The 18,793-nt window shown below is 71.1% G+C and carries 19 protein-coding genes; 14 read left to right on the forward strand and 5 right to left on the reverse strand.

What is annotated here, in order from left to right; translation table 11 throughout:
- The first annotated feature begins 6 nt into the window (after nucleotides 1–6).
- The 3 genes from OHT61_RS10010 to fabF all read left to right on the forward strand — a co-directional run bounded on the left by OHT61_RS10010 (nucleotide 7) and on the right by fabF (nucleotide 2,692).
- The gene (locus tag OHT61_RS10010) at nucleotides 7–1,038 is read left to right on the forward strand and encodes a ketoacyl-ACP synthase III (protein WP_147963269.1); all 1,032 of its coding nucleotides are present in this window, start codon (nucleotides 7–9) and stop codon (nucleotides 1,036–1,038) included.
- 63 nt (nucleotides 1,039–1,101) lie between these two features.
- Complete coding sequence (locus tag OHT61_RS10015) at nucleotides 1,102–1,350, forward strand: acyl carrier protein (protein WP_028439857.1); 249 nt, start codon at nucleotides 1,102–1,104, stop codon at nucleotides 1,348–1,350.
- Between the two features lie 79 nt (nucleotides 1,351–1,429).
- A complete protein-coding gene (gene fabF / locus OHT61_RS10020; protein ID WP_329037017.1) occupies nucleotides 1,430–2,692 on the forward strand; it encodes a beta-ketoacyl-ACP synthase II in 1,263 nt (420 codons plus the stop codon).
- Nucleotides 2,693–2,906: 214 nt separating this feature from the next.
- Here the strand turns inward: fabF and OHT61_RS10025 are convergent, their stop codons facing one another.
- Nucleotides 2,907–3,401: a DUF3145 domain-containing protein gene (locus tag OHT61_RS10025; protein WP_329037019.1), complete on the reverse strand. Its 495-nt coding sequence runs from the start codon at nucleotides 3,399–3,401 to the stop codon at nucleotides 2,907–2,909.
- 363 nt (nucleotides 3,402–3,764) lie between these two features.
- Here OHT61_RS10025 and OHT61_RS10030 point away from each other — a divergent pair, with 363 nt between their 5' ends.
- Nucleotides 3,765–4,676 (forward strand): SGNH/GDSL hydrolase family protein, encoded by a 912-nt coding sequence (locus OHT61_RS10030; RefSeq protein ID WP_329037022.1) that lies wholly within the window; start codon nucleotides 3,765–3,767, stop codon nucleotides 4,674–4,676.
- A gap of 5 nt (nucleotides 4,677–4,681) precedes the next feature.
- Nucleotides 4,682–5,680 carry an aldose epimerase family protein gene (locus OHT61_RS10035; RefSeq protein ID WP_329037024.1) on the forward strand — a complete coding sequence of 333 codons (999 nt, stop codon included), beginning with the start codon at nucleotides 4,682–4,684 and terminating at the stop codon, nucleotides 5,678–5,680.
- Between the two features lie 12 nt (nucleotides 5,681–5,692).
- Here OHT61_RS10035 and OHT61_RS10040 read toward each other — a convergent pair whose 3' ends face one another.
- Complete coding sequence (locus OHT61_RS10040; protein ID WP_329037026.1) at nucleotides 5,693–6,478, reverse strand: EI24 domain-containing protein; 786 nt, start codon at nucleotides 6,476–6,478, stop codon at nucleotides 5,693–5,695.
- Between the two features lie 111 nt (nucleotides 6,479–6,589).
- Between OHT61_RS10040 and OHT61_RS10045 the strand changes: the two genes are divergently transcribed.
- The 6 genes from OHT61_RS10045 to mmsB all read left to right on the forward strand — a co-directional run bounded on the left by OHT61_RS10045 (nucleotide 6,590) and on the right by mmsB (nucleotide 13,920).
- A complete protein-coding gene (locus tag OHT61_RS10045; protein WP_329037027.1) occupies nucleotides 6,590–7,744 on the forward strand; it encodes a mandelate racemase/muconate lactonizing enzyme family protein in 1,155 nt (384 codons plus the stop codon).
- Nucleotides 7,741–8,760: a zinc-dependent alcohol dehydrogenase gene (locus OHT61_RS10050; protein ID WP_329037028.1), complete on the forward strand. Its 1,020-nt coding sequence runs from the start codon at nucleotides 7,741–7,743 to the stop codon at nucleotides 8,758–8,760. The genes OHT61_RS10045 and OHT61_RS10050 overlap by 4 nt, the downstream gene beginning before the upstream one ends.
- 112 nt (nucleotides 8,761–8,872) lie before the next feature.
- Complete coding sequence (locus tag OHT61_RS10055; protein WP_443049391.1) at nucleotides 8,873–9,856, forward strand: hypothetical protein; 984 nt, start codon at nucleotides 8,873–8,875, stop codon at nucleotides 9,854–9,856.
- A 130-nt stretch (nucleotides 9,857–9,986) separates the two neighbouring features.
- A complete protein-coding gene (gene chvE / locus OHT61_RS10060) occupies nucleotides 9,987–11,096 on the forward strand; it encodes a multiple monosaccharide ABC transporter substrate-binding protein (protein WP_329037031.1) in 1,110 nt (369 codons plus the stop codon).
- A gap of 32 nt (nucleotides 11,097–11,128) precedes the next feature.
- Nucleotides 11,129–12,679, forward strand: a complete 1,551-nt coding sequence (gene mmsA / locus OHT61_RS10065; protein WP_329037033.1) for a multiple monosaccharide ABC transporter ATP-binding protein — start codon at nucleotides 11,129–11,131, stop codon at nucleotides 12,677–12,679.
- Nucleotides 12,676–13,920, forward strand: coding sequence for a multiple monosaccharide ABC transporter permease (mmsB, locus tag OHT61_RS10070; protein WP_329037034.1), 1,245 nt, complete (start codon nucleotides 12,676–12,678; stop codon nucleotides 13,918–13,920). Before mmsA ends, mmsB begins: the two co-directional genes overlap by 4 nt.
- A gap of 118 nt (nucleotides 13,921–14,038) precedes the next feature.
- Here mmsB and OHT61_RS10075 read toward each other — a convergent pair whose 3' ends face one another.
- Nucleotides 14,039–14,467 (reverse strand): organic hydroperoxide resistance protein, encoded by a 429-nt coding sequence (locus OHT61_RS10075; protein WP_329037036.1) that lies wholly within the window; start codon nucleotides 14,465–14,467, stop codon nucleotides 14,039–14,041.
- Nucleotides 14,468–14,556: 89 nt separating this feature from the next.
- On the reverse strand, nucleotides 14,557–15,579 hold the full coding sequence (locus OHT61_RS10080; protein ID WP_329037038.1) for an NADP-dependent oxidoreductase: 1,023 nt from the start codon (nucleotides 15,577–15,579) through the stop codon (nucleotides 14,557–14,559).
- A gap of 115 nt (nucleotides 15,580–15,694) precedes the next feature.
- Between OHT61_RS10080 and OHT61_RS10085 the strand changes: the two genes are divergently transcribed.
- The gene (locus OHT61_RS10085; protein ID WP_329037040.1) at nucleotides 15,695–16,129 is read left to right on the forward strand and encodes a MarR family winged helix-turn-helix transcriptional regulator; all 435 of its coding nucleotides are present in this window, start codon (nucleotides 15,695–15,697) and stop codon (nucleotides 16,127–16,129) included.
- Between the two features lie 67 nt (nucleotides 16,130–16,196).
- Here the strand turns inward: OHT61_RS10085 and OHT61_RS10090 are convergent, their stop codons facing one another.
- A complete protein-coding gene (locus tag OHT61_RS10090; RefSeq protein ID WP_329037042.1) occupies nucleotides 16,197–16,913 on the reverse strand; it encodes an SCO2400 family protein in 717 nt (238 codons plus the stop codon).
- Between the two features lie 123 nt (nucleotides 16,914–17,036).
- Between OHT61_RS10090 and OHT61_RS10095 the strand changes: the two genes are divergently transcribed.
- Both OHT61_RS10095 and OHT61_RS10100 read left to right on the forward strand, forming a co-directional pair.
- A complete protein-coding gene (locus tag OHT61_RS10095; protein WP_329037044.1) occupies nucleotides 17,037–17,609 on the forward strand; it encodes a hypothetical protein in 573 nt (190 codons plus the stop codon).
- 132 nt (nucleotides 17,610–17,741) lie between these two features.
- Complete coding sequence (locus OHT61_RS10100) at nucleotides 17,742–18,779, forward strand: rod shape-determining protein (protein ID WP_329037045.1); 1,038 nt, start codon at nucleotides 17,742–17,744, stop codon at nucleotides 18,777–18,779.
- Nucleotides 18,780–18,793 lie beyond the last annotated feature (14 nt).

An 18,793-nucleotide genomic window follows, 5' to 3' on the forward strand; every position in this document is an offset into this window, starting at 1 on the left:
GCGAGCATGTCGAAGATCAAGCCCAGCAAGGGCGCCCCGTACGCACGGATCATGGGCGTCGGCGGCTACCGCCCGACCCGTGTCGTGCCCAACGAGGTGATCCTCGAGACGATCGACTCGTCCGACGAGTGGATCCGCTCCCGCTCCGGTATCGCCACCCGGCACTGGGCCTCCGACGAGGAGACCGTGTCGATGATGTCGGTGGAGGCCTCGGGCAAGGCCATCGCGGACGCCGGGATCACTCCCGAGCAGATCGGCGGAGTCATCGTCTCCACCGTCTCGCACTTCAAGCAGACCCCCGCCGTCGCGACGGACATCGCGCACCGGATCGGCGCGGGCAAGCCCGCCGCCTTCGACATCTCGGCCGGCTGCGCGGGGTTCGGCTACGGCCTCACCCTCGCCAAGGGCATGATCGTCGAGGGCTCGGCGGAGTACGTGCTCGTCATCGGTGTCGAGCGGCTCAGCGACCTCACCGACCTGGAGGACCGCGCGACGGCCTTCCTGTTCGGTGACGGCGCGGGCGCGGTCGTGGTCGGCCCGTCCCAGGACCCCGCCATCGGCCCCACGGTCTGGGGTTCCGAGGGCGACAAGTCCGAGACGATCAAGCAGACCGTGGCATGGAACGACTTCCACATCGGCGACGTCTCGAACCTGCCGCTCAACGAGCGGGGCGAGGTCAAGTTCCCGGCCATCACGCAGGAGGGCCAGGCGGTCTTCCGCTGGGCCGTCTTCGAGATGGCCAAGGTCGCCCAGCAGGCGCTGGAAGCGGCCGGGATCTCGCCGGAGGACCTGGATGTCTTCATCCCGCACCAGGCCAACATGCGGATCATCGACTCGATGGTGAAGACACTCAAGCTGCCGGAGCACGTCACGGTCGCCCGTGACGTGGAAACCACCGGCAACACGTCGGCCGCCTCGATTCCGCTCGCCATGGAGCGGCTTCTGGCGACCGGCCAGGCAAAGAGCGGCGACACGGCGCTCATCATCGGCTTCGGGGCGGGTCTCGTCTACGCCGCGACGGTCGTTACCCTCCCCTAGGCACACCGGACCTTTCGGTCCGCTCGCCCGAACCCTGCAGAAACACATCGAAGGAGCGCCAACATGGCCGCCACTCAGGAAGAGATCGTCACCGGTCTCGCCGAGATCGTCAACGAGATCGCCGGTATCCCGGTCGAGGACGTCCAGCTGGACAAGTCCTTCACCGACGACCTGGACGTCGACTCGCTGTCCATGGTCGAGGTCGTCGTCGCCGCCGAGGAGCGCTTCGACGTCAAGATCCCCGACGAGGACGTCAAGAACCTCAAGACGGTCGGCGATGCTGCCGAGTACATCCTGAAGCACCAGGGCTGACCCCAGCCCGTTCCGTGTGTCGCCACCCGGCGGTGGCGCCGCTGATTCACGACCCTCTACACGTGGAGAAGATTTTCCAGTGAGCCCGACCAATCGCACCGTGGTCGTCACCGGTATCGGCGCAACCACTCCGCTGGGTGGCGACTCCGCATCGACCTGGGAAGGTCTGATGGCCGGCCGCTCCGGCGTCAAGCCTCTCGAGGGCGAACGTTTCGCCGAACTGCCCGTACGGATCGCCGCCCTCGCGGCCGTCGACCCGAGCGAGGTTCTGCCCCGCCCGCTCGCCCGCAAGCTGGACCGCTCGGCGCAGTTCGCGCTGATCGCGGCCCGCGAGGCGTGGGCGGACGCGGGCTTCACCGGCAAGGCCGGTGAGGACGAGAAGATCCAGCCCGAGCGTCTGGGCTCGGTCATCGCCTCCGGCATCGGCGGCGTGATCACCCTGCTCGACCAGTACGACGTGCTGAAGGAGAAGGGCGTACGCCGCGTCTCCCCGCACACCGTGCCCATGCTCATGCCCAACGGCCCGGCGGCCAACGTCGGCCTCGAGGTCAACGCCCAGGCGGGCGTCCACACGCCGGTCTCGGCCTGCGCGTCGGGTGCCGAGGCCATCGGATACGCCGTCGAGATGATCCGCACCGGCCGTGCCGACGTGGTCGTCGCGGGCGGCACCGAGGCGGCGATCCACCCGCTGCCGATCGCCGCGTTCGCCAACATGATGGCGATGTCCAAGAGCAACGACGAGCCCGAGAAGGCCTCGCGTCCGTACGACACCGGCCGGGACGGCTTCGTCCTCGGCGAGGGTGCCGGCGTCGTGATCCTGGAGTCCGCGGAGCACGCCGCCGCGCGTGGCGCCCGGGTCTACTGCGAGGTGCTGGGCCAGGGCCTGTCCGCCGACGCCCACCACATCGCGCAGCCCGAGCCCAGTGGGCGCGGGATCGCCGCCGCGATGCGGAACCTGCTGGACTCCACGGACCTGAAGCCGTCCGAGGTCGTTCACCTGAACGCGCACGCCACGTCCACCCCGCAGGGTGACATCGCCGAGATCAAGGCGCTGCGCCAGGTGCTGGGCGACGACCTGGACCACGTCGCGATCTCCGCCACGAAGTCGATGACGGGCCACCTCCTCGGTGGCGCGGGCGGTATCGAGACCGTGGCGACCGTGCTGGCGCTGCGGCACCGGATGGCGCCGCCCACGATCAACGTCGACGAGCTCGACGCGGACGTCGACGCCGACATCGTGCGCGGTGAGCCGCGCGCGCTGCCCGAGGGTTCGATCGCCGCGATCAACAACTCGTTCGGTTTCGGCGGCCACAACGTGGTGCTCGCGTTCCGCTCCGTCTGACCGTCTGATCCACGCAAGGCCCGCTCCCCGCTCGGCGGTTTCCGCCGGGGGCGCGGGCCTTTCGCGTGCCGCGTCCGGTGCGTGGGCCCCGGACGGCCGTACGGCTCGGGGTCTGCGGGGGCGGTCGGTGTCCGGGGCGGCGCGTCGGCGCGGTGCCGCGCCCGCGCGCGTACGGCGGGGCGGGCGGCGCCGGGCGGGGCGGGGCGGGGCGGGGTCAGACGACCTGGTGCAGCCAGCGGACGGGGGCGCCCTCACCCGCGTGCCGGAAGGACTCCAGTTCGTCGTCCCAGGGCTTGCCCAGGAGCTTGGCGACCTCGGCCTCCAGGTCGGTCTCGCCGCTCACCGAGCGTGCCAGGGCAGCCCGCAGCCGGTCCTCGGGGATCAGGATGTCGCCGTGCATGCCGGTGACGGCGTGGAAGATGCCGAGGCCGGGCGTGGAGCTGTAGCGCTCGCCCTCGGCCGTCGGGCACGGCTCGGCCGTCACCTCGAAGCGCAGCATGTCCCAGCCGCGCAGCGCGGAGGCGAGCTCCGACGCGGTGCCGGCGCGGCCCTTCCACGAGAATTCGGACCGCCAGGTGCCGGGCGAGGCCGGCTGTCTGATCCAGTCGAGCTGGACCCGCACACCGAGCACACCCGCCACCGCCCATTCGACATGCGGGCACAGCGCGCGCGGTGCGGAGTGAACGTACAGGACTCCACGTGTCGTCACCGGGACCTCCAGTGTGGGACGAGGTTCGCCTTCCCCAGCGGCCTCGCGCCCGTACCGCCTCTTCCCGGCCGGCTCCCGAGGTTGTCATCAGTAAACAGCATCGGGAGTGAATCTCCTGAAAAGGGACAGTATGTGACGTGAGATAACTTACCGGACCCCGCCGATTCATACGCGGGCCGGTCGGGCGCCACTGGTTCGACGGGGAAAAACTACCGTGCGCCGGGGCCGGGCGTGTGACGTACCGTCGGTCCCGGGCCCATGATTCCCTCAGCTTTCACCCGCGAGGGCGCGCGGGCCCGCCACCTGGGGCTGTCCGGTTGTGCCAGGGGCACAATCACCCGTGTGAGCGGAGGGGAGAGAGTGATGCCCGAGCGTTCGTCACGCCGCCGGGTCCGCAGGGGCGGTACCACTCTGACGGCGGTCGCGGTCGTCGCGGGCGCCGTGCTCACGGGATGCACGTCCTCCGGCCGGGAAGGCGCCGTCCCGGGTGCCGCCGGGCCGCGCAGCCCCTCCCCCTCGCCCGCCTGGGACGCGAGCCCCGCGTCCGTCGCGGCCGTCGGGGACTCCATCACCCGGGGCTTCGACGCCTGCTCGGTGCTGGCCGACTGCCCGGAGGTGTCCTGGGCCACCGGGACCGACACCGCCGTGCGGAGCCTCGCCGTACGCCTGCTGGGGGCGTCGAAGGCGCCGGCGCACAGCTGGAACCACGCGGTGTCCGGCGCACGGATGGCGCAGCTGCCGGAGCAGATGGCGCTGGCGGCGAAGGAGGACCCCGCCCTCGTCACCGTGATGATCGGCGCGAACGACGCCTGCCGCGACTCCGTGCGGCTGATGACCCCCGTGGCGGATTTCCGGGTGTCGTTCGAGGCCGCCGTACGCCGGCTGCGCGCCACCGCCCCGAAGGCACAGCTGTACGTGTCCAGCGTCCCCGATCTCAAGCGGCTCTGGTCGGCCGGGCGCGTGAACCCGCTCGGCAAGCAGATCTGGAAGCTGGGCATCTGCCGGTCGATGCTGGGCGACGCGGACGACATGGGCGCGGCCGCCGTCGCACGGCGCGAGGCGGTGCGGGACCGTGTGGTCGCGTACAACGAGGTACTGCGGGACGTCTGCGCCCGGGACGAGCTGTGCCGTGACGACCGCGGGGCGGTCTTCGCATACCGCTTCACGGGGAAGCAGCTCAGCGAGTGGGACTGGTTCCATCCGGGGCGCAACGGCCAGGCCCGGCTGGCGGAGATCGCCTACCGCGAGGTGACCGCGTCCCGGCCGCCCGCGTAGGGTCCTTGATCGTGACGACGGGTACAGCGGTACGCAGCGAAGACTTCTCCACCCTCGCCGACGGCACGCCGGTCGGGCGCTGGACGCTGGAGCGCGGGGGCACGCGGGTGCGGGTGCTGACGTACGGCGCCGTGGTGCAGTCGGTGGAGGTGCCCGGCAGGGACGGCGGCCGGGCGGAGGTGGCCCTGGGCATGCCGGACGTCAAGGGCTACGAGACGCACACGGGCCCCTACTTCGGCGCCGTGGTGGGCCGGTACGCGAACCGGATCGCGGGCGGCTCCTTCGTCCTGGACGGGCACACGCACCGGATCACCCGGAACGAGGGCCGCAATACGCTGCACGGCGGTGAGCGCGGCTTCGACAAGCGCGTCTGGGACGCCGAGGAGGTGCCGGACGGTGTGCGGCTCACCCTGGTCGCCCAGGACGGCGAAGAGGGCTTCCCGGGGCGGCTCACGGTAGGCGTGACGTACACCCTGGACGCGGACGGCGCGCTGCGCATCGGCTACCGCGCGACGACGGACGCGCCGACCGTGCTGAACCTGACGAACCACACCTACTGGAACCTGGCCGGTGCGGACAGCGGAAGCGCGCTGGGGCACGAACTGCGTCTGGCGGCCGGGCTGATCACGCCGGCGGACGCGGAGTCCGTCCCCACGGGCGAGTTCGCGCCGGTGGGCGGGACCCGCTTCGACTTCCGCGAGGCGAAGCCGGTCGGCCCGCACTACGACACGAACTACGTGCTGGAGGAGACCGGCGGGGAGCCGGTCGCCGAGCTGTACGACCCGGGGTCCGGGCGTCTGCTGACGGTCCGTACGACGGAGCCGGGGCTCCAGCTCTACACCGCGGACCACCTCGACGGTGAGCCCTTCGGTCCGTGCGCCGGGATCGCGCTGGAGACGCAGCACTTCCCGGACTCGCCGAACCGCCCGGAGTTCCCGGGCACGGTGCTGCGCCCGGGCGAGGAGTTCGCCTCGACAACGGTGTACGGCTTCTCGGTGCGCTGACGCCGGGGGGGCTCAGCCCTTGCGCAGCGAGTGCGGGGCCGGCGCGGGCTCGGGGGCGGCGGGCGGAGCCGTCAGGTCGCGGGCCAGCAGCGTCGCCCCGGCGACCGCCCCGGGCATCAGGAACACGGCGACGAGCGGGACCACGAAGGCGAGGGCGAGCGGGACGCCGAAGCCGAGGGCCGCCATCCGGCGGCCGCGCAGCAGCGCGAGCCGGTCCTTCAGGACCATGCCGCGGCGCTGGAGGGCGACGGCGGTGAGCTCCTCGGCGAGGAAGTAGCCGGTGACGCAGAAGCCGAGCGCGGGGATCACGGTCTGTCCGATGACGGGGACGAACCCGAGGGCGAAGAGCAGCACCCCGTAGAACGCGACGCGCACCAGGACGCGGACCGAGTCGCGGGCGGAGATCCAGAGCTCCCGCCACAGCGGCAGGCCCGACTCGGGCACGTCCCCGCCCTCGCTGCGGTCGACCTCCTCGGAGAGCGACTCGTAGAACGGCTGGCCCACCAGAAGGGTCACGGCGGTGAACGTGACCACCGCGAGGAACAGGCCGAGGACGAAGACCAGGACGACCAGGGTGTTGCGCAGGAGCCCCTGCCAGGGCGAGGACCAGTCGTCGGCGAACGGGGTGACCCAGCCGGCGAAGTCGTCGGCGCCGTAACCGAGTCCGACGAGCGCGCCCGCGTAGACGACGAGGGTGATCAACGCGGGCAGGAGGCCGAAGCCGAACCACCGGCCGTGCCCGAAGGCCCAGCGCTGCCCCTTTATCAAGTAGCCGAAGCCCGCCCCGAGATCGCTCATGGCGTCAGCGTACTTGCGCGAACCATTGACACCGCCCCTGGCCCGTCATTACCGTCACGCCAGCATTTCGAACGAGTGACGAAATACCGAACACCACGAGAGGCAACACCCGTGCGCATCACCGGAATCAGCACGCATGTCGTCGGCACGCCGTGGCGGAACCTCACCTACGTCCAGGTCCACACCGACGAGGGCCTCACCGGTGTCGGTGAGACGCGGATGCTGGGCCGCACCGACGCGCTGCTCGGCTATCTGCGGGAGGCCACGGCCAACCACATCGCCGGATCCGACCCGTTCGCGGTCGAGGACCTCGTCAAGCGGATGAAGTACGGCGACTACGGGCGGGCCGGGGAGATCGTGATGTCCGGCATCGCGGTCGTCGAGATGGCCTGCTGGGACATCAAGGGCAAGGCGCTGGGCGTCCCGGTGTGGCAGCTGCTCGGCGGGAAGGTCACCGACCGGGTCAAGGCGTACGCCAACGGGTGGTACACCACGGAGCGCACCCCGGAGGCGTACCACAAGGCCGCGCAGGGCGTGGTGGAGCGCGGCTACCGCGCGCTGAAGATCGACCCCTTCGGCACGGGCCACTTCGAGCTCGGCCAGGAGGAGACGCGTTACGCGGTGTCCCTCATCGAGGCCGTGCGGGACGCCATCGGGCCCGACACCGAGCTGATGCTGGAGATGCACGGGCGCTTCAGCCCGTCGACGGCGGTCCGGATCGCCCGCGAGATGGCGCCCTTCCGCCCGGCGTGGCTGGAGGAGCCGGTGCCGCCGGAGAACCTCAAGGCGCTCGCCAAGGTCGCGGAGAAGGTCGACATGCCCATCGCGACCGGTGAACGCATCCACGACCGGATCGAGTTCCGGGAGCTGTTCGAGTCCCAGGCGGCCGACATCATCCAGCCGGACGTCGGTCACATCGGCGGCATCCTGGAGACCCGGAAGCTGGCGGCGACGGCGGAGACCCACTACACGCTGATCGCACCCCACAACGTGGGCGGATCGGTGCTGACCGCGGCCAGCCTCCAGGTCGCCGGCTGCACGCCCAACTTCAAGATCCTGGAACACTTCAACGACTTCGCGGACGCCGACATCAAGAAGGTCGTCAAGGGCGCGCCCAGCGTCGATCCCGCCACCGGCTGCTTCGAGCTCTCCGACGCCCCCGGGCTCGGCGTGGAGCTGGACGTGGACGCGGCGGCGGAGTTCCCGCAGCAGCAGGCGCGGTTCGACCTGTGGGCGGACGGCTGGGAGAAGAGGCAGCCCAAGTGAGCCGCGCCTCGCGCTCGTTGGTCGTGGACCGGCCCGGCAGCCACCGGCTGTCCGAGGGGCCGCTCCCGGAGCCGGGCCCCGGCGAGGTCCGGGTGCGGGTCGCGGCGGCCGGGATCTGCATGAGCGACCGCGAGCTGTACGACGGCCACCGCGACGCGGCCTATGTGCGCTACCCCGTGGTGCCGGGTCACGAGTGGTCCGGGACGGTCGACGCCGTGGGAGCGGGCGTCGATCCCGCACTGGAGGGCCGGCGCACGGTCGCCGAGGGCTTCCGGGCCTGCGGCCGCTGCGAGCGCTGCAGATACGGCGAGACCTCCCTGTGCACGGCGGGCTACGACGAGACGGGGTTCACGCGTCCCGGCGCGTTCGCCGACCACGTGGTCGTACCCGCCAGGCTGCTCCACCCGCTGGCCGACGACGCGGACCTGCGGGCCGCCGCCCTCCTGGAGCCGGCGGCGGTGATCGCGGCCGCGGTGCGGGCCGGGGCCCCGGAGCCGGGCGAGCGGATCGCCGTCCTGGGCGCCGGCACGCTCGGGCTGCTCGCGGTCCAGCTGCTGGCCGCGGTCTCGCCCGGCCGGCTCACGGTGATCGACCCCAGGAAGCAACGGGCCTCCCTGTCACTGGACTTCGGTGCGGACGAGGCCATCGACCCCGAGGAGGCGGAGGAGACCCGCGGGCGCTACGACCTGGTCGTGGAGACGGCCGGGGCGCCGTCCACCGCCGCGGACGCCTGCCTGCTGGCGCGGCGCGGGGGCCGGGTGGTGCTGACCGGGATGTTCACCCCGGGAGCCGTGGGGATCGACCCGGTGCACCTGTCGCTGAGCCAGCTCACGGTGCGCAGTGTGTTCGGGGCGCCGTCGGCGGCCTGGTCCCACGCGGTGCGGGCGTTCACGGCCGGGCTGCTCGATCCCGCGCCGCTGATCACGCACGAGTTCCCGCTCGAACGGTTCGCCGACGCGGTGGCGCTGGTGGGCAGCGGGGCTCCGGACACCGGGAAGGTGCTGCTGCGGCCCTGACCGGTCCTCCCCGATCCGTGCGCCGGTACGGCGGCGCCCTGACCGCCCTCCGTACCGGCGCACACCCCGAGATCCGAATGTCGTCCGAAATACCGAACGTGAAGGACCTGTCGTGAACGACGCGCTCGACCCCACCCCCGGCACGGCCGGCCCCCGCCGCCCCGGCGGCGCCGTGCTCCCCGCGCTGGGCCTCGGCCCGGCGCCCCTGTCACCGGCCGACGCCTCGCCGCACGCCTTCCCCGACGGAGGGACCTGGCGCACCGAGGTGCCGTCCGTGGAGGGCCCGGAGGCCCTCGGCGTCGTACTCAAGGAGTCCTCCCGGCTCGACGTGCCCGTCCACCGCGTCAGCCAGGGCAGCGGCATCTGGATGCTGACCGACGCGGAGATCACCGAGATGGTGGAGGGCTGCGCCGAACGGGACATCGAGCTCTGCCTGTTCACGGGCCCGCGGGGCACCTGGGACACCGGCGCCTCGGTGCGCACGGACTCCGGTGGCGCGGGCCTGCGGGCGCGCGGGCACGACGCCCTGGCCGGCTGCGTCGAGGACGCCCTGCGCGCGACCGGGCTGGGCGTGAAGTGCCTCCTCGTGGCCGACGAGGGGGTGCTCTGGACCCTGCACCGGCTGCGCGAGCAGGGGGCCCTGCCCGCGGACACCACGTTCAAGGTGTCGGCACTGATCGGACCCGTGAACCCGGCGTCGTACGCCGTGTTCGAGCGGCTGGGCGCCGACTCGGTCAACGTGCCCTCCGACCTGACCCTCGCCCAGTTCACCGAGATCCGGCGGGTGTCGGGGGCGCCGATGGACGTCTACATCGAGGCCCCCGACGACCTCGGGGGCTACGTGCGGATGTACGAGGTCGCCGAACTGATCCGTCGTGGCGCCCCGTTGTACCTGAAGTTCGGCCTCTCCAAGTCGCCCGGCATCTATCCGTACGGCCAGCACCTTCGCGAACTGGCGCTGTCCACGGCGAAGGAGCGGGTGCGGCGCGGCCGGCTCGCTCTGGACCTGCTCGCGCGGCACGGGGCGGACGGGGGTATGGCCGCGCTCGGCAGCCGTCTGCCGGGCTCGCTCAACCGCTTCGAGATCTCGTCATAACGTTCCGGAAACAGTCTCCCCAAAAGACGACACAGCCGCGCACAATCCCACACACCCCTTCTCGGCAGATCCGCTTCCAGCGGTCCGGTACCTCCGGACCGAGGCCCGACCCACACCAAGGATGATGACCATGCGCAACCGCAGAGCCGCACTTGCCGCCGTCGCCTCCGCCGCGTCCCTCGCCCTCACCCTGACCGCCTGCGGCCAGAACAGCGAGGGCGGCAGCGAGGAGAACAAGGGAGGCAGCGACGGTGCCACCATCGGCATCGCGATGCCGACCAAGTCCTCCGAGCGCTGGATCGCCGACGGCGCCAACGTCGTCAAGGAGCTGAAGGGCAAGGGGTACAAGACCAAGCTCGCCTACGGCGAGGACGACCCGGACCAGCAGGTCTCGCAGATCGAGAACATGATCACGCAGGGCGTGGACGCCCTGATCGTGGCCGCGATCGACAACAAGTCCCTCGCCAACGTGCTCCAGCAGGCCAAGGACGCCGACATCCCGGTGATCTCCTACGACCGGCTGATCCTCGGCTCTCCGAACGTCGACTACTACGCCTCCTTCGACAACGAGAAGGTCGGCGAGCTGCAGGGCACGTACATCGTGGACAAGCTCGGCCTGGGGAGCGGCAAGAAGGGCCCCTTCAGCATCGAGCTGTTCGCGGGTTCCAACGACGACAACAACACCAAGTACTTCTTCCAGGGCGCGATGAACGTCCTCAAGCCGTACGTCGACAAGGGCGAACTGGTCGTCAGGTCCAAGCAGACCGCCCTCAACCAGGTCACCACGCTGCGCTGGGACGGCGGCACCGCGCAGAAGCGCATGGACGACCTGCTGACGTCCAGCTACCGCAGCGCCCGGGTCGACGCGGTGCTCTCGCCGTACGACGGCATCTCCATCGGCATCCTGTCCGCCCTGAAGTCCGACGGCTATGGCACCAAGGCCAAGCCGATGCCCGTCGTCACGGGCCAGGACGCCGAGGTCGCCTCGGTGAAGTCGATCATCACGGGTGAGCAGACCCAGACGGTCTACAAGGACCTGCGCGAGCTCGCCAAGGTCGCCTCGAACATGGTCGACGCCGTCCTGAACGACAAGAAGCCCGAGGTCAACGACACCAAGTCCTACGACAACGGCTCCAAGGTCGTCCCCGCGTTCCTGCTGCAGCCGGTGAGCGTCGACAAGGCCAACTACAAGCAGGTCCTCGTCGACGGCGGCTACTACACCGAGAACGACCTCAAGTAACCGGGCCCCCTCAAGGATTGGAAGGCAAGACCATGGCGGGACCCGTCCTGGAAATGCGCTCGATCGTCAAAACCTTCCCCGGCGTCAAAGCGCTTTCGGACGTCACGCTGACCGTCCGGCAGGGCGAGGTCCACGCCATCTGCGGGGAGAACGGCGCCGGCAAGTCGACCCTGATGAAGGTCCTCTCCGGCGTCCACCCGCACGGCAGCTACGAGGGGGACATCCTCTTCGAGAGCGAGACGTGCCGGTTCAAGGACATCCGGGCGAGCGAGCAGCACGGCATCGTGATCATCCACCAGGAACTGGCGCTGGTGCCGTACCTCTCCATCGCGGAGAACATCTTCCTCGGCAACGAGCACGCGAGGCGCGGGCTCATCAACTGGAACGACACCCTGCGGCACGCGGGCGAACTGCTGCGCAGGGTCGGTCTCGACGAGCACCCGGAGACCCGTGTCGCCGACATCGGCGTGGGCAAGCAGCAACTGGTGGAGATAGCCAAGGCGCTGTCGAAGAAGGTGAAGCTGCTCATCCTCGACGAGCCGACGGCGGCGCTGAACGACGAGGACAGCGGCAAGCTCCTCGACCTGATCCTGCAGCTCAAGGACCAGGGCATGACCTCGATCATCATCTCGCACAAGCTGAACGAGATCCGCCGGGTCGCCGACTCGGTCACGATCATCCGCGACGGGCGCTCCATCGAGACGCTCGACGTGAAGGCCGAGGAGACGACCGAGGACCGGATCATCAGCGGGATGGTCGGCCGCGACCTGGAGCACCGGTTCCCGGAGCGCACCCCGCACCACCCGGAGGAGGGCACCGCCCCCGCCCTGGAGATCCGCAACTGGACCGTGCACCACCCGATCGACCAGCAGCGCAAGGTCGTCGACGACGTCTCGATCGAGGTGCGGCGCGGCGAGATCGTCGGGATCGCCGGTCTCATGGGCGCCGGCCGCACCGAGCTGGCGATGAGCGTCTTCGGGCGCTCCTACGGCCGGTACGCGGGCGGCACGGTCCTCCGGGACGGCACCGAGATCCGCACGAAGTCCGTCCCCGAGGCCGTGAAGCACGGCATCGCGTACGCCACCGAGGACCGCAAGCACTACGGCCTCAACCTCATCGACACCATCAACCGGAACATCTCGCTGACCGCCCTCGGCAAGGTCGCCAGGCGGGGTGTGGTCGATGAGCACGGGGAGCGGCAGGTCGCCGAGGACTTCCGCCGGTCCATGAACATCAAGGCGCCGACGGTCTTCGAACCCGTGGGCAAGCTGTCCGGCGGCAACCAGCAGAAGGTCGTCCTCAGCAAGTGGATCTTCGCGGGTCCCGAGGTGCTCATCCTGGACGAGCCCACGCGCGGCATCGACGTCGGTGCCAAGTACGAGATCTACACGGTCATCGACCGGCTGGCCGCCCAGGGCAAGGCGGTCGTCTTCATTTCCTCCGAACTGCCGGAGCTGCTCGGCATGTGCGACCGCATCTACACCATGGCCGCGGGACGGCTGACGGGCGAGTTCCCGCGGGCCGAGGCCACGCAGGAAGCGCTGATGCGTCAGATGACGAAGGACAACGAGGTAACCCGATGAGTACGGACCTGACCGACAGGACCCCGGCCCCCGCACCGGCCGGAAAGGGCGGGGCGGCATCCGGCGACGGCCTGCTGCAGCTGGTGCTCGGCGGCATGCGCCGCAACATGCGCCAGTACGGCATGCTGATGGCCCTGGGCCTGATCGTGGTGCTGTTCGCGGTGTGGTCGGGCGGCGACCTGCTGCTGCCGCGCAACGTCTCCAACCTGGTGCTGCAGAACAGCTACATCCTGATTCTCGCGATCGGCATGATGCTCGTCATCATCGCAGGCCACATCGACCTCTCGGTCGGCTCGCTGACCGCGTTCATCGGCGCGATGGCCGCCGTACTGATGGTCGAGCACGATCTGTCCTGGCCGCTCGCGGTGGTGCTGTGCCTGGCCATCGGCGCCGTGGCGGGCGCGGTGCAGGGCTTCTTCATCGCCTATCTCGGCATACCGTCGTTCATCGTGACCCTCGCGGGCATGCTGCTCTTCCGCGGTCTCACCGAGATCTTCCTGAAGGGCCAGACGCTGGGCCCCTTCCCCAAGGACCTGCAGGAGATAGCCAACGGCTTCCTCCCCGAGGTCGGCCCCACCACCAACTACCACAACCTCACGCTGCTGCTGGGCTTCGCGCTGATCGCCTTCGTGGTGTTCCAGGAGGTCCGCGACCGCAAGCGGCAGCAGGAGTTCGCCCTCGACGTGCTGCCTGCCAAGCTCTTCGTGCTGAAGCTGGTCGCGCTGGTCGCGGCCGTCCTCGTGGTCACACTGCTGCTGGCCAGCTACAAGGGCGCCCCGGTCGTGCTGCTCATCCTCGGCGTGCTCGTCGTCGGGTTCGGCTACCTGATGCGCAACGCGATCATCGGCCGCCACATCTACGCCATCGGCGGCAACCTGCCCGCGGCCAAGCTGTCGGGTGTGAAGGACAGGAAGGTCACCTTCCTGGTCTTCCTGAACATGGGCATGCTCGCGGCCCTGGCGGGTCTGGTCTTCGCCGCCCGCTTCAACGCCGCTTCGCCCAAGGCGGGCCTCAACTTCGAACTGGAGGCCATCGCCGCCTCGTTCATCGGCGGCGCGTCGATGAGCGGCGGCGTCGGCACGGTCCTCGGCGCGATCATCGGTGGTCTCGTCCTGGGTGTGCTGAACAACGGCATGAACCTCGTCGGCATCGGCACCGACTACCAGCAGGTCATCAAGGGTCTCGTCCTGCTCGCGGCGGTCGGCTTCGACGTCTGGAACAAGCGCAAGGTCGGCTCGTGACGCGTCGTCCGCGAGGCTGAGTCCACGACCGGTACCGCGCCGCGGGCACCGGTCACGGCCGAGGGCCGCACCCCGCGTGGGGTGCGGCCCTCGGACGCGTACGGCCGGGTCCGTCCGGTCAGGCGACGGACAGCTCGACCTTGATGTTGCCGCGGGTGGCGTTCGAGTACGGGCACACCTGGTGCGCCTTCTCGACGAGCGCCTGGGCGGTGGCCCTGTCGACGTTCGGGATGGAGGCGCTGATCGCGACCTCCAGGCCGAAGCCGCCGGCCTCCGTCTTGCCGATGGAGACCGAGGCGGTCACCGTCGAACCCGAGATGTCGGCCTTCTCGCTGCGGGCGACCACACCGAGCGCGCCCTGGAAACAGGCGCTGTAGCCGGCCGCGAAGAGCTGCTCGGGGTTGGTTCCCGCGCCGCTGCCGCCCATCGCCTTCGGCGGGTTGACGACGACGTCGAGGTTGCCGTCGTCGGAGGAGACGCGGCCGTCGCGGCCGTTCTCGGCGGTGGCGACGGCGGTGTAGGCCACGTCTATGTGCTGGATGGTCATACGGGTGATTCCTCCTGCTGGTGCGCCGCGGCTCGCGCCCACGACCGCGACGGCCTGGGCCGAGCCTATCGGGTCACGTCCCGGGGCGGTCAGGCGTCGAGCGAAACGACCATCTTTCCGGTGTTCTCGCCGCGCAGCATGCCCACGAAGGCGTCGTAGCCGTTCTCGATGCCCCGGACGTTCGTCTCGGTGTACTTGAGGTCTCCGGATGCGATCCAGCCGGCCACCTCCTGCACGAACTTCGGCTGGAGCGCCGCGTGGTCGCCCACGAGGATGCCCTGCAGGCGCAGGCGCTTTCCGATGACGAGCGCGAGATTGCTCGGCCCCGGGGTGGGCTCCGTGGCGTTGTACTGCGCGATCATCCCGCACATGGTGACGCGGCCGTGCAGGTTGAGCGTGGAGAGCGCGGCCTCCAGGTGCTCACCGCCGACGTTGTCGAAGTAGACGTCGATGCCGTCGGGCGCGGCCTCGGCGAGCTGCTCCCGGACGGGGCCCTTCTTGTAGTTGAAGGCCGCGTCGAAGCCGTACTCCTCGACGAGGAGCTTGACCTTCTCGTCGGAACCGGCCGAGCCGATGACCCTGGACGCGCCCTTGATCTTCGCCATCTGGCCGACCTGGCTGCCGACCGCTCCGGCCGCGCCGGAGACGAAGACGGCGTCGCCCTCCTTGAAGGAGGCGACCTCGAACAGGCCCGCGTAGGCGGTGAGCCCGGGCATGCCCAGCACACCGAGGTAGGCGGACACGGGAGCCAGCGAGGCGTCGATCTTCACCGCGTGCTCGGCGGGCACCTCGGCGTACTCGCGCCAGCCGAGGCCGTGCAGGACGTGGTCGCCGACGGAGAAGCCCTCTGCGGCCGACGCCACGACCTCGCCGACCGCGCCGCCCTGCATCGGGTGGTCGAGCTTGAAGGGCGGAGCGTACGACTTCACGTCGTTCATCCGGCCCCGCATGTACGGGTCGACCGAGAAGTGCAGGTTGCGGACGAGGACGCGGCCCTCGGCGGGAGCGGTCACCGGCGCCTCGCGCAGCGCGAAGTCCTTGGCCTCGGGCCAGCCGTGCGGACGGGCGACGAGGTGCCATTCACGGCTCGACGTGGGAAGTGCTGCAGACATGGGCTCGGGTTCTCCTCGATGTCGGACGGTGCGGGAAGCCGAAAAGCTTCAGGACATGAAACAACCATGCGTCGCGATATTTCACCTTGTCAAGTAATTCGGTACGCTGGGTGTCATGGCCACCCCGAACACGGACCCCGTGACCCACGACGTCATCCGGCTCATCGGCGGCGTCGTGGCGCGCTACCACGAGGAGTACGACCGGGCCGCCGCCGCCCACGGCCTCACCGGCGCGCAGGCGCGCGTGCTCGGGCTGCTCTCGCTGGAGCCGATGCCCATGCGCAAGGTCGCCCAGAAGCTGAAGTGCGAACCGTCCAACATCACCGGGATGGTCGACCGGCTGGAGCTCCGCGGCCTGGTCGAGCGGCGCCCGGACCCGGCCGACCGCCGGGTGAAGCTCGCCGCGCCGACCGAGGAGGGCGTGCGGACGGCCGCGCAGCTGCGGGACGCCCTGGACTTCGCCCGGGAGCCGCTGGCCGAGCTGTCGGAGGCGGAGCGGACCGTACTGCGCGACCTCCTGCGCCGGATGCTCGGCGAGGAGGCCACCTGAGGCCGTACGGGACCGGGAGGCCGTACGGGACCGTCCGATGGAGGGGACCGTCCGAGGCGGGGATGCCTCAGACGCACCACCAGAGCCACGGTGTGCACGTCTCGGAGGGCGACGGCGTGGGCGTGGGGTCGCCGCCGGGCGCGGGGCTCGTCGGCTCCGTCGTCGGCCCGGTGGAGTGCGTGGGGTCCGACGGCCCCTCGGTCGCGGCGGGCCCGCTCGGCTCCGGGGCCGAGGTGGACGGGGACGGGGGTCCGGGAGGGGTGGTGGCCGGAGCGGAGGCCTCCGGCGACGCGGAGCCGGCGGGTCCGTCCTCGGCCTCGCCGGAGCGGGACGCGGTCACCGGGACGACTGTGGGCGCCTCCACCGGCACGGCGTCGTCCGGCTCCACACCGGAGGACCCCGGCGGTGCGCTGCCGGTGGAGGTGTCCGCGGCCTCGCTGACGTAGTCCGCCGCGCCGCTGTCACCCCCGGGCTCGATGGCGAGCTCGGCCAGGCTCAGGGCGCCGGCGGCGAGCACGACACCGGTGGCCGTCAGCAGCAGGGTGCGTCCGCGACGGCGGTGGCCGCGGCGCCCCCGGCGGCGCGGGGCGGCTTCTCGGGCCCGGCGGCGGTGTCCGGTGGCCTCGGAGGCACCGGAGGTCTCGCCCTCGGGCCCTTCGTCGCGGCCGGGACGGGCCGGGGCGGCGGGGACCGCGTAAGGGACCAGCGCGTCGGCGGGTGTTCCGCAACCGGCGCAGGCCAGGGCCCCGTTGAGGTGCCGTTGGCACGGGTGGCAGTAATCCATCGCGCCCGCAGACTAAACGCGTGGGGAAGCGCACAGGAAGCCGCACAGGTGAGGATCCTGTGTGGAATCCCGGACTCCGGGGCACGCCGTCCGATACGCGTGACACGCGGCAGGATGGGCCCCATGACCGCTCCCGCCCCGTTCGGGCCGCTCCAGTTCCAGCTCGTCCTGCTGCGCCGCATGGCCGATCACCGGCCGGACCTCGTCGAGGACGCACGCATCGAACTGGGTGCGTCGCTCGGGGAGATGCGGGAGGCGAACCGCCGCTGGCAGGCCATGCTGCGGGCCCCGCGCGGCCGGGGTGCGCTGCGCCGCTACCGCTCGGTGCTGGGCGAGCCCGAGGCGTCCCTGCGCCGCACGGTCGGCGACCTGGAGTGCGACGCGCTGCTGTGGCCGCTGCCGCTCTGGCCCGACCTCCGGTTCGAGGTGATGGCGGGCCCCGGCGGGGCCGTGTGGAACGAGTGGCTGGTGCGCGCGCCCGGCGTGCCGGGCCCCGAACTGAACGGTGCCGGGGACCTGCTCCCGTGGTCCTGCACCGTCGACGAGGTGGCCAGGGCCTTCGCCCCGGTCAGGCCCATGGAGGGGAGCGCGCCGACCCGCTGGGCCCTGTCGTTCACCGACCCGGCCGACGGGCGGCCGCAGGTCGCGGAGTTCACCTGGGGCCTGTTCCAGCGTCTGCTCCCGGGCCGGTCCTGACACCTGTCGCGCCGTCAGCTCCGGGTCCCCCCTACGGCTCACCCAGCGCGCGCCCGGCCAGTCCCGGCGCGACGATGCCATGAGGGCCGGCTGCCGCCGGTGCCCCCGCCAGCGCTCTCGGGAGACCCTGCCGTGACCGTCAGTCTCGATCAGTTGCGCCGTTGCCATGTCGCCGTCGATCTCGGGGCCGCGAGGACCCGTGTGTACATCAAGGGAGTGGGTCTCGTCGTGGACGAGCCCAGTGTCGCCGCCGTGAACACGCGCACCGGCTCGCTCATCGCCGTCGGCGCCCTGGCCGAGCAGATGACCGGGCGCACCCCCGCGTACATCCGGGTGGCCCGCCCGGTGTCCGGCGGAACCGTCGTGGACATCGACATGGCCCAGCGCATGCTGCGCCACCTCCTCGGCGAGAAGCTCCGCCGCCAGCTGCGCCGCAAGCCCCGGCTGCGGGCCGCCGCGTGCACGCCGCACGAGGCCGATCCGCTGGCCCAGCGGGCGACCGTCGAGACCCTCGTCGGGCTCGGGGCGCGGCGGGTCGAGCTGGTCGACACCCTGATCGCGGCCGCCGTCGGCTGCGGGCTCCCGGTCGAGCAGCCGACCGCCACCATGATCATGGTCTGCGGCGCGGCCACCACCCAGATCGCGGTGCTCTCGCTCGGCTCGATCGTGACGGCCGTACGCATCCCCATCGGCGGGGAGGCCATCGACCACGCGGTGATCCAGCACCTGCGCCAGCACCACGAGCTGATGCTGCCCAGCCAGTCGGTGCGGCCCCTCCAGCTCGCGCTCCGGGGCAACGGCCTGACGCTCAACGGGCCGGCGATGACGGAGATCCACGGCCGGGACGTGGCCACCGGCCTCGCCCGCTCGGTGCAGGTCGACACCGCCGCCGTACGCCAGGCGATCCACACCCCGCTCACCGCGGTGCTCGACGGGCTGGGCAAGGTGCTGCGCGACTGCCCGCCCGACCTGGTCGCCGACATCGCGGACTCCGGGATCATGATGGTCGGCGGCAGCGCCCTGCTGCCCGGCCTCGACCAGATGCTGCGCGAGGCGACGGGCGTGCCGGTGCACATCGCGGAGCGGCCCGACGTGTGCTCGGTGCTCGGGCTCGGCGCGATGCTGGACGGCATGGTCCAGCCGCTGGTCCTCGCCCCGATCGCGGGCTGAGAGCCGCGGGCCCG

It is taken from the genome of Streptomyces sp. NBC_00178 (genome assembly GCF_036206005.1).
Lineage (GTDB): Bacteria > Actinomycetota > Actinomycetes > Streptomycetales > Streptomycetaceae > Streptomyces.